Origin of the sequence: Bathymodiolus azoricus thioautotrophic gill symbiont (assembly GCF_001298715.1) — a bacterium.
Lineage (GTDB): Bacteria > Pseudomonadota > Gammaproteobacteria > PS1 > Pseudothioglobaceae > Thiodubiliella.
On the sequence record NZ_CDSC02000098.1, the window covers coordinates 1 to 3,295 of the forward strand.

Here is a 3,295-nt window from a genome sequence, read left to right on the forward strand (position 1 = left end):
AACAATATCATTGTTAACTGTGACCAATGCAATGTCTAATGTATTGTTATCTAAGAGTTTTTGGCATTTTTCAGGCGTATAAATAATGTCGTTGAATGAGGACAAATAGGTAATTAATGTGTTATTTTCTTGAATATTCATACTTTCTTAATGTGTTTTGCATAGCGCCTCTTGGCTTTCTAAATCTTGCTGTGCTAATATTTTTGCCCTATCTAAATCTTGCTGTGCTTGGTCTGATTTTCCCAGTCGCTTAAGCAAAGTGCCACGATTATAATAGGCTTGATAAAAATTTGTGTCTAATTCAATGGCTTTTGACAAATCTTTATATGCTAAATCCTCTTTTCCTAACTTCAAAAACGCATTACCACGATTGTAAACAGCAGCGATATAACCTTTATCTAGCTCAATGGCTTTAGAATATGCCTCAATCGCTTCAGTGGTTTTTTCCAATCTATCGTAACAATTACCCAAATTATTAAATGCACCACAATCTTTGCTGTTTAGCGCTAAGACACTTTCAAAGTGTGTAATTGCTACCTCAAAGTCTTCTTCCTTTTGTGCCATATGCGCCAAACAAAAATGCGCCTCGCTACTATTCGGATTAGCCTTGATGGCATTTGAAATACTCTCAATCGCCAAATCATCATTACCTTGTAATTGGTGTAAACGCCCCAAACTTAGATGTGCATTGGCTCTCAAATGTTTATCCGTGGACGGGTGGTTAATCAATGCATTCCATGCTTGAATTGCCAAAGATATCTCGTCATTTTTTTGGTGTGTATAGGCTGCTACCATTAAATCACTGAGCTCAGTTTCACTACTCATAAGAGTGTTATGAGTAGTTTTCTGTTATTTTCATCACCACGATGCTCATACAAAAACAAGCCTTGATATTTACCCAGTGCTAATTTGTTATCAACCACAGGGATGGTTTTTGACTCGCCTGTGAGAATGCTGCGAATATGCCCTGACATATCAAAATCGCCTTCATTGTTATGACGATAGTTTGGGTTAGCATCTGCGATAGTGTCTTGAAAATAACCTTCAACATCTAAGAGCAAGTTCGCATCTTCATTGCCAGTAATTATGAGTGATGCCGAGGTATGTGTGACAAATATATGACACAACTGTGCGTCACTTTGCTCAGCAACTATTTCATTGACTTGCTGAGTGATTTCAATCGCACCACGACCGTTAGTTCTAACGATTAGCTCTTTCATTTAAGTAAATTCTTAGCCTTAGTCGTATCCATTTTAACAGGTTCTTTTTTAGTGTTAAAAGTGCGAGCAAGAAAGAATACAGCAAACAGTAAAAAGATAAACGGCGCAAACCATAACAAATAAGTGCCCTTATTCATAGGTGGTTTAAACACGACAAAATCGCCGTATCTATCGGTCATAAATCTACGAATATCATCATCGGTTTTTTGCTTTAAAATTAACCCTCTAACCTTTTCTCTTAAATCTTTGGCTAATCCTGCATTTGAACCACCGATACTTTGCCCTTGACATACAGGGCAACGAATCTCATTAATTAAATTGTGGTAGCGCCGTTCTTGTTTTGGCGTGGTAAAACTGGTGACATCAATACTCTCATCAGCATAAATAGGATTAATAAGTGTTAACAGTAGTAAAAATTGAATAAAATAACACACAATAAAATAACACACAATAAATTGAATAATTTTAACCTATGCCACTGATTACACTTGACAATCTTTCTCTTAGTTTTTCTGAAAAACCTATCTTAAATGAGGTTAGCGCGACTATTTTAAAAGGTGACAAAATTGCACTAATTGGTCGCAATGGTGAGGGGAAATCAACCTTTATGCGTGTTTTAGCAGGTGAGATTGAGCCAGATAATGGAAAACTAAAAGTTAAAAACGGCATTAAAATCAGCTATCTAGAGCAAACACCGCCCGAGAACAATGACAAGAATTTATTTGATATTGTTGCTGAGGGTTTGGGTGATATTGGGATGACACTCATACAATATCAACACTTAATGGCAGATGGGGAATTAGACCAAGCTACTAAATTACAAGAAAAAATTGACCAATTGGATGCTTGGCAGTACCTACACAAAATAGAAACCATTTTGCAACGCTTCACCTTAAGTCCAGAGGCAATTTTATCTACTTTATCAGGCGGTTGGCGCAGGCGCGTAATGTTGGCAAAGGCCTTAATACAAGAGCCCAATATCTTACTACTAGATGAGCCAACCAACCATATGGATATCACCGCTATTCTTGATTTGGAGAAAATGCTCAGAGATTTTCATGGCACTTTAGTGCTCATTAGTCACGACCGATCTTTTGTCGCTGGTATTGTCAATAAAGTATTTGACCTTGACCGTGGCAATTTAAATATATTTGAATGTGGCTATCAGGATTATGTCAAACGCAAAGACAATCTACTCAACTCAGAGGAATTAGCCAACCAAAGATTTGACAAAAAACTCGCACAAGAAGAAGTCTGGATTCGTCAAGGTATTAAGGCAAGAAGAACGCGTAATGAAGGCAGAGTACGCTCCTTACAAGAGATGCGAGCCTCCTTTGTTAATCGTCGTCAAAAGCAAGGAAAAGTCAAAATACACTCAGTAGCAGAAGACGAAAAACGCGCCTCAAAACTGGTGTTTGAAGTCAAAAAAATATCTTATAAAATCAATGATTTAGATCTGATCAAAGAATTTTCTATGCTGATTTTAAAAGGTGAGAAAATCGGTATTATTGGTGGTAACGGCACAGGTAAATCTACTTTTATTAAGTTGCTACTTGACGAATTACAACCTGACAGTGGCATGATTCGTCGCTCTAAAACCATTAAGTTAGCCTACTTTGACCAAATGCGTGAAAATCTTGAGCCAAATATGAAAGCCATGGATTTTGTCTCAGGTGGTCGAGAACGGATTAATATTGGCGGCAAAAGCAAGCATATTATTGGTTATCTGCGCCAATTCTTATTCACTGGTAAGCAAGCGATGGCACCCATTAGAATGTTTTCTGGTGGTGAAAAAAATCGCCTAATGCTCGCTAAAATTCTCTCGCAACCTGCTAACTTATTAGTGCTTGACGAACCCACCAATGACCTTGATGTAGAAACTTTAGAACTCTTAGAAGAGATGTTAGTAGACTACACAGGTACACTGATTTTAATCTCACATGACAGAACTTTTCTTAACAATGTCGTTGGCTCTACGGTTGTCATGGATGGTGATGGTATTATTGAACAATATGCAGGTGGTTATGATGATTATTTATTGCAAAAACAAGACACTCTAAATAAAAAAGGAAAGA

Annotated in this window: 4 protein-coding genes; 1 reads left to right on the forward strand and 3 read right to left on the reverse strand. The window is 37.2% G+C overall.

The genetic code is table 11. From position 1 onward, the window contains the following. Positions 1 to 147 precede the first annotated feature (147 nt). From BAZSYMA_RS01940 to BAZSYMA_RS01950, 3 genes are read right to left on the reverse strand one after another with little or no spacing between them, the layout of a single operon-like run. A complete protein-coding gene (locus BAZSYMA_RS01940) occupies positions 148 to 825 on the reverse strand; it encodes a tetratricopeptide repeat protein (RefSeq protein WP_090715055.1) in 678 nt (225 codons plus the stop codon). Further along, positions 822 to 1,220 carry a secondary thiamine-phosphate synthase enzyme YjbQ gene (locus BAZSYMA_RS01945; RefSeq protein WP_090715056.1) on the reverse strand — a complete coding sequence of 133 codons (399 nt, stop codon included), beginning with the start codon at positions 1,218 to 1,220 and terminating at the stop codon, positions 822 to 824. Before BAZSYMA_RS01945 ends, BAZSYMA_RS01940 begins: the two co-directional genes overlap by 4 nt. Further along, positions 1,217 to 1,654, reverse strand: coding sequence for a cytochrome c-type biogenesis protein (locus BAZSYMA_RS01950; RefSeq protein WP_090715061.1), 438 nt, complete (start codon positions 1,652 to 1,654; stop codon positions 1,217 to 1,219). Before BAZSYMA_RS01950 ends, BAZSYMA_RS01945 begins: the two co-directional genes overlap by 4 nt. Before the next feature lie 38 nt (positions 1,655 to 1,692). Here BAZSYMA_RS01950 and abc-f point away from each other — a divergent pair. Next, the coding region (gene abc-f, locus BAZSYMA_RS01955; RefSeq protein WP_090715058.1) for a ribosomal protection-like ABC-F family protein at positions 1,693 to 3,295 on the forward strand (1,603 nt) is incomplete at its 3' end.

Coding starts and splice junctions, on each gene's coding strand:
- BAZSYMA_RS01940 (WP_090715055.1), bottom strand. CDS start 825: ATGAGTAGTGAAACTGAGCTCAGTGATTTAATGGTAGCAGCCTATACA.
- BAZSYMA_RS01945 (WP_090715056.1), bottom strand. CDS start 1,220: ATGAAAGAGCTAATCGTTAGAACTAACGGTCGTGGTGCGATTGAAATC.